This window comes from Streptomyces sp. NPDC047869, assembly GCF_040704065.1.
Classification (GTDB): Bacteria; Actinomycetota; Actinomycetes; order Streptomycetales; family Streptomycetaceae; genus Streptomyces.
In genome coordinates this window covers 162322-168849 of sequence record NZ_JBEYRK010000017.1, presented here as the reverse complement: position 1 = coordinate 168849, position 6528 = coordinate 162322, and the positions used below count along the sequence as shown (strand labels likewise).

Genomic DNA, 6528 nt, shown 5'->3' with positions numbered 1-6528 from the left:
GCTGGACAGAACAACGCGAAGACAGCCCAGCAGGGCGTCAGTCAGTGCCCGGGTCACGACCACCGGAACCCGAGTATCAGCATCAATGTCAGTGCCTGCTGTCACCATCAGAGGACCCATGACGGTCAGCTTCCATCGGCGACTACGACGCCTGCCGAACAGCAGCACCGGCAGCGCCGATAGACACCGTCAGAACCGCAAGGGTTGCGTTGCTCCAGGCCCAAGGGGACGTGCGAGGCTTTCCCGGATCACGTTGTCACTGGCGCGCAGAGCTGCTGTCAGTTCTCGTCGCGGTTCGTCCGGGAGGATCCCTGCGCCGAGGGCGCAGGCGCGCACCAGCGCCCGACAGTCATGCACTTGCAGGTCCGTGGCGATCTCGGTGAACAGAGGGTGAGCCAAGTTCTCGCGGGCCGCGTAGCCGTCCTCAGCGTCCATCGTCCTGCGATGTAGGTCCTCGACGATGCGGTGCGCGGCGAGTGCCTCGGCGAGTGACGCGTCGGGCTCGAACACGTGGCGGGGTACGGTCCGCAACGCAGTCTCGACGGCGGGTGTGCGGGCGTGTCCGCCCGCGCGGAGCTGGTCGACCAAGGCGTTGCGGAGGCTGTCGGCGTCCGCCGTGGGGGTGGTGATCGTGTCGGTGTTCACCGCGCTGACGCTATCGGCGTCGGCCGTTGCCTCGGTGGACGATGCGGTGTGGTCACTCGTTCCCATGACTACCTCTCCGACGAGATCTCCTGGATCGAGGGGACCGTCGGCGACTTCGCACGCTGGGCCCTGGTGGGGCTGGGCGACCCCCGCGGCCTCCCCGGCCTGGTCGAGTCGCTCTGGGCGCCCTACCGGGAGCAGTTCGGGCGCAGCTGGGTGGCGGGCGATCCGCGTCGGCCGGAGATGCACGAAGTCCTCGCGCCGCTGCGCGAGCACGCGGACGTCCTGCTGGCCGGGCTGCTGGAGGAGGTGCGGCAGGACCACGAACGGCACGGCGACCACGGCGAGATCATGGGCACCTTGCTGCAGGTCGCCGAGGAGTGGGGGCCGGACGCGCTGCCCGTGCTCCCGGTCGCCCTGCCGCTCCTGAAGGACACGCGGTACTCGTTGCGCGTGGTCGACGTGCTGCTGGCCACGGGTCCCGGTGCCGCCTCGACGGCATCCGCCGTGCGCGACGCGGTCGTCCTCGACCACCTGGGCAACCACCACAGGACCGCGTGGGCCGCGTGGCGCATCGCGGGGGGTGACGACGGCACCGCCCTGCGGCTCCTGGGCGAGGCGGTGCACGACGAGCAGGCGTCGCCGTACGGACCGGTTCTCCTCCTGTCCGACTTCGGCCCCGCCGCCGCGGCGCATGCCGGACGGGTGCGTGAGGTCATGGAGAACGCCGAGCATGGGAGGGTGACGGCGGCGGTCGCCCTGTGGGCGATCACCGGCGATCCGGGTGCCACCCTGGCGGTGTTGGAGCAGGTCGTCGTGCGCTTCACCGGGGACGACGACCGCTACGGCGACCTGGCCGAGGCACTCCGCGGGTTTTTGCGCATCGGCACGGTCACGCCGGCCGCATGGCGGGCACTGCGCCTCGTCGGCGCAGTGGATTCGCTATCGATCGACCGTGTCGTAGGCCGTGCGATCCGGCACCTCGTCCTTCCGGCCCAGGAGGGCTTCACAAGCTGCGTCCGCGCTGTCGAATATCTGGCAGGTCATGCCGACCCCGGTCAGGTCGAGCACACGTCGCACCACTTCGCTGGGCGCGGCCAGGGACACGGATCCGTCGATGCTCCGCATTTCGCTGACGGTCCGTACGATGACACGCAGCCCGGAGGAGTCCATGAACGGCACGTCCGCCAGGTCCAGCACGAGGTGACGTCGTCCGTGCACCACCTGACCGGCCAACTGGTGCTGAAGGGCGAGGCCGGTGTCAGTGTCGAGCTCTCCGCAGACGGTGATGACCGCGGCGTCGGAGCTGATCACGGCCACCTCAACACTCAGACCTGCTGGTTCGCTCACAAGTTCTCCTCGGATACGGGGTCTACACGGCCAGCAGCCCAGCTACCCCGTCCTGTGACGTTCATCCGCGCTGGACGCGGTTTCCTTCGGGGTTCCGGCCGGCCCGATCCGGCCGGGGACCCGCCAGTCCCCGGCGGCCGCACGTCCGGCCGTGTCAGGCGTCATCGCCGAGTACTCGCTTGATCACCTCCCGCGTGACCGCCGACGCCACGGCGCCCATCACGGTCAGGGCGCCCTTCTTCACGAACTTCCGGCGCGGGTCGCTCCGCGGGGCAGGCGCCTGGGTCGGCTGGTGCTGTTCGCGCTGCTCGGTGCTCACTGGTCCTCCAGGCCTCGAAAAAAAGTCCTCCCGTCCCGGACAGGGCGGCCGGGTGGTGACGGGGGAGGAGGTACGGTCAAGCCGCGCAAGCCCCTCCACCTCTTGAGGAGGGCTCGACTCGTGACCGACAGGACCGGATGCGAAAAGGGCCCCGTTGGGTAGCACCCAGGACGGGGCGACGAACATTTCGGATACCGCCGACGCAGCCGACGCGCTCGCCTTGACTGCTGAGGAGGGATGCCGGGCTGCTGGAGTCCGCGTCACCGACGCGGGCCGCGACGGGCCCGACCGGAAGAGGGAGCGGTGGACGTCACCGTGCGTACCGTAGGCAGGCTCGTCGTCAAGCTGCTGCCGGGCAAGGGCCGCCACCGCAGCAGCCGGTAGAGCCTGTCGGCTCTAGCCTTGACGCCGGGCGGGGGGCAGCCTCACCGGCTCAGGGTTCTGGACTTGCTGGCCCCCTCTACGCGCGCGAGAGCCTGGCCGGCCGCCCTGTGTTGGCGACTGGCCAGGGCTGGGTGATCAACTACTGAACGGAACCACTGATCACTGCGGTCCAGAGCGCTCTCGCCCCGGCTCACTGAGCTGCGGAAAGGTACAGCGGAGCCGCTACGCGGCACGACCCCATCGAGCCGCGCCGTCACTACGACCGAGCCACGGGCAAGCTCCATCGCGAGCCCAGCTACCGCATGCAGGAAGAACTGGCTAAGGCCACGGAGAGCGCCCGCACCTACCGCCCTGCGCACCGTCCTTGCCGCGACCGTCGATGCGGTCGGACACGGCCAGGGCCCCCACGATCGATCTGTGGGTGAGGGGCGGCATCGACGAGCGGTGGTTCCTGGTGCCGTTCGCCGTCCAGGCCCTTCGAGGCGTGTTTCGCCGGGCGCGGCAACGGCGGCCGGAGGTGCTGTTGCCGGTTTCTTCGTCTGGTCGGTCAGATGACCCGGGGATGCGGCTATCCTGCCGGGTCGAGTGTGACTTCGATGTCGAGCGGAGTGGACCGCCACATCGCGCTGAGGAGGGGGTCCTGGTCGATGTAACGGCGTGTGGCGGCGAGTGCGTCGGCTCTGGGCTTGCCGATGGCAGCGTGATCGAAGCCGCTGTTTCCGCCACCGCCGCTGTGCAGGTCCGCCCAGGCGGGGTCCTCGGTGAAGCATGCTTGGAACTCCACCTTCCAGTACTGGGGCTGCCAGTACGGATCCTGCCGATCGCCGTCCTCGTTGACGGCCAGCAGTCGTCCAAGAGACAGCGCGGGCCGGTTCCCGGTCCAGTCCCAGACGCCCCACTCAACGATGAAGCCGTCCCCGTCGTCCTCGGGCCCCTCGATGCCCTCGACCGGTACCTGCACGAACTCCTCGAAGGCAGCCCACGCCGTCTCCATGGTGCAGGCACCAGCGGCGACGCCATGCCGACCCAGTATCTGCTCGAACGCTACGGCGCTGGACCGCCAGGAGATGGACATGCCGCCAGGCTAGCTGCACCGATCATCTCCTCCAGGCTCAGAACAGGGGTCCCCGCTTCGTGATCCACAGGAAACGCCCTGGGGCACGAGGACACCCGCCACCTGCCGCTATGACCCGCGTGCAGGGAGCTCTGAACCGGTCCTCGAGCTACGGCGTAGCGCTCGCCCTGGCGGCCGCGGTGGAGAGTGCCACCACCTGACCCGCTCCGCTCCGCAGAGGTCCGCCGGCATCGCCGCTGTGCGGGTCTCGCCCCTGCCTCGCCCCTCCCGGTGGCGTCGCACGCACGCCTGAGGCCGCCGGCGCCCTTGTTGTGCGGGTCTTGCTCATGTCGTGCTGCCTCCCTGCGGCGTCGTGTGCAGGTGTGAGGAAGGTCGTCACGGTCGCCTGCAGAGGGAGACACCAGGCCTCCCTCACCCCGAGCACAGGGAGCCCGTTGATCGCCCACCTTCTCCTGGACCAGCTCCACGCCGTCGTCACCTCGTGTGCCTTCCAGGACGCCAAGGAGCCGATGGAGATGCTCGCCGCCGTCACCGGCGTCGGCACGTTCGCCGTCAAGCTGCTGCTGCCGGGCAAGGGCCGCCGCCGCAGCCGGTAGAGCCCGCTGGCCCCCGTCCTAACTCCAGGACGGGGGCCAGCCTCACCGGCCGAGGTGTCTGAACGCACACGCGATGAACCAGCCGCCGTAGGCCCGTGTGATCGGCCTCCCGGCGCCCCAGTGCCCGCGACCGGATGGCCGACAGCCTTGGTGATCGAGTCCAGGCGCCTACGGCTCTCAACAGGCCTTGGCCGTGCCTGTCGGGCAGCCGCCCGGGGAAACATCGTCGCGCGGCGCGGCAGCGCGGTTCGGCGCAGCACGGCCACCGGAGGATCCTGCCGAGGAAGGCGTCGACGGCGCGCACCTACATGCGCAGGCGCTCCCCGGAACGCGGCATCCCGGTGCCCGAAGGCAAGTTGGACGGGAAGACCGTCCGCTCCACCGAGGACGAACTGACGATCTGGCGCACGGCCTGGCGGAAGCAGGCTGGCCCCACGACCGGCCGACCACCCGCGCCGCTGCCCACACCCACCTGCCGCCGGCGTCTTCCCGCCGGCCGCGCCGTCGAGTCAGGCTGTCTCTGGGTGGCCTGAGGCAGGCTGGCGACGGCTGAACAGTTGAGGCCGTGACGTCACACCTCAAAGGCGTGGCCGAAGCCTTTCTCGTAGAGGTGGGCCGTACTCGCGTCCCCCGGTGGCTGTGGGCCGTCTGGAGCAGGACAAGTTGCTGATGCTTGTCCTGCGGGATGCGCTGAGTGGAGGAGACGCGGACGGGACGTACGGCGGGAGCGTCCGGGACCTGCGTGCGCAGTCGCCCGACCGCCTCCCGCACCCCTGCGAGCAGCGCCTCGTGGCCGTCGGCGGCCGTGGCCTCCCCGCCCTGCCGGATCCGGACGCTCACGGCGCCGTGGGCGCCTGCGTCGAGCCAGGTCACCCGCTGGAGGTAGTACTCCCGCAAGGACACCACCGGCTCGGCGGGCACCGGATCCGAAAGCATCCCGGGCAGCGCGAGCTCCTGCCAGAACATGTGCCCGACCAGCCCTCGCACGCTGAAGTCCTTGAGCACGCCCGGCTCGTTCCACGCGGCGGCGACAGCGGGGTCGGCCGCGAGGTCGACGACCGTCCGCACGGCGTCCAGGAAGGCGTCCCGGATCCGCCCGCCCCGCCAGTTCCACGGCTCCGCGATGACGGTCACGGCCTCATCCCACCGGGCGCGCCTCGCGCTTACAAGCCGTTTTCACGAACCGGGGTTCAGGCCCTCGGAGCGCCGCTGCGCATGCCCGGGCGTCGGGTCCAGATACACCCGGCACACCGCCGGGAACGCCTCGTGCAGTCGCTGCTCGGCCCGCTCACAGGCCCACTCGACCTCGGCGGCGGTCGACAGATCACGGAAGTCGACCTTGGCCGCCACCAGGGCCTCTCCCGGCGCCTGCACCAGCGTCGTCAGCTCCAGCACCGCCTCGATGTGCTCCACCTGCAGCAGTTCCGCCCGGATCCGCTCCCGCACCGGCCGGGGCAGCGGCCGCCCGATGAGAAGCTCCACGTTCGACCGGCCGAGCACCCAGGCGACGTACAGCAGCAGCACGCCGATGGACAGGGAGGCGATGCCGTCCCAGACCCCGGATCCCGTGAGCTGCCCGCCCAGCAGGCCGCCCGCCGCCAGCACCAGGCCGATCAGCGCAGCCGAGTCCTCCAGAACCACCGCCTTCACGGCGGTGTCGGGCGTGTGCCGCAGATAGAGCCGGAAGGGCATCCCGCGGCGGTCCGCGTCACCGCGCGCCTGGCGCACCGCGGTCCGCAGCGAGAAGCCCTCCAGCACGAAGGCGACCGCGAGGACGATGTACGACACCCGCGGGTCACCGAGCGTCTCGCCCATCGTCAGGGTGTGGATGCCGTCGTAGAGGGAGAAGACCGCGCCGCCGACGAAGGTGGCGACTGCGGCGAGCAGCGCCCAGACGTAGCGTTCGGGGCCGTATCCGAGGGGATGGTCCTCGTCGGGGGGTTTCCGGCTGCGCTTGAGCGCCGTCAGCAGCAACACCTCGGTGACCGTGTCGGCGACCGAGTGCGCGGCCTCGGAGAGCATGGCGCTGGAGCCGCTGATGAGGCCGGCCGCCACCTTGGCCACCGCGATGCCGAGGTTGGCGAGGGCGGCGACGATGACCGTGAGGGTACTTCCGACGTCGGTATCCCGCCGGTCCGGGTGCAGAGCTTTCGCCATGC

General features: G+C 70.3%; 6 protein-coding genes and 2 pseudogenes. 1 reads left to right on the top strand and 7 read right to left on the bottom strand.

All coding sequences use genetic code 11. From position 1 onward, the window contains the following. Positions 1–189: 189 nt before the first annotated feature. The 5 genes and pseudogenes from AB0924_RS22845 to AB0924_RS22825 form a co-directional block, all read right to left on the bottom strand. Positions 190–486: pseudogene (locus tag AB0924_RS22845) on the bottom strand (hypothetical protein); the annotation flags it as partial. After that, positions 478–720: pseudogene (locus tag AB0924_RS22840) on the bottom strand (methyltransferase, FxLD system); the annotation flags it as partial. The pseudogenes AB0924_RS22845 and AB0924_RS22840, both read right to left, overlap by 9 nt. 867 nt (positions 721–1587) lie before the next feature. After that, on the bottom strand, positions 1588–1959 hold the full coding sequence (locus AB0924_RS22835; RefSeq protein WP_366912362.1) for an STAS domain-containing protein: 372 nt from the start codon (positions 1957–1959) through the stop codon (positions 1588–1590). Between the two features lie 190 nt (positions 1960–2149). Further along, positions 2150–2314 (bottom strand): hypothetical protein, encoded by a 165-nt coding sequence (locus tag AB0924_RS22830; RefSeq protein WP_366912354.1) that lies wholly within the window; start codon positions 2312–2314, stop codon positions 2150–2152. A gap of 952 nt (positions 2315–3266) precedes the next feature. Beyond that, complete coding sequence (locus AB0924_RS22825) at positions 3267–3773, bottom strand: hypothetical protein (RefSeq protein WP_366912353.1); 507 nt, start codon at positions 3771–3773, stop codon at positions 3267–3269. Between the two features lie 434 nt (positions 3774–4207). On the opposite strand from AB0924_RS22825, the gene AB0924_RS22820 reads away from it, so the two are divergent. Next, positions 4208–4369, top strand: coding sequence for a hypothetical protein (locus AB0924_RS22820; protein WP_366912352.1), 162 nt, complete (start codon positions 4208–4210; stop codon positions 4367–4369). A 177-nt stretch (positions 4370–4546) separates the two neighbouring features. Here AB0924_RS22820 and AB0924_RS22815 read toward each other — a convergent pair whose 3' ends face one another. Both AB0924_RS22815 and AB0924_RS22810 read right to left on the bottom strand, forming a co-directional pair. Continuing rightward, the gene (locus tag AB0924_RS22815; RefSeq protein ID WP_366912361.1) at positions 4547–5437 is read right to left on the bottom strand and encodes a maleylpyruvate isomerase N-terminal domain-containing protein; all 891 of its coding nucleotides are present in this window, start codon (positions 5435–5437) and stop codon (positions 4547–4549) included. 108 nt (positions 5438–5545) lie between these two features. Then, positions 5546–6526: a cation diffusion facilitator family transporter gene (locus tag AB0924_RS22810; RefSeq protein ID WP_366912351.1), complete on the bottom strand. Its 981-nt coding sequence runs from the start codon at positions 6524–6526 to the stop codon at positions 5546–5548. Positions 6527–6528: the final 2 nt, after the last annotated feature.

Coding starts and splice junctions, on each gene's coding strand:
- AB0924_RS22825 (WP_366912353.1), bottom strand. CDS start 3,773: ATGTCCATCTCCTGGCGGTCCAGCGCCGTAGCGTTCGAGCAGATACTG.
- AB0924_RS22810 (WP_366912351.1), bottom strand. CDS start 6,526: ATGGCGAAAGCTCTGCACCCGGACCGGCGGGATACCGACGTCGGAAGT.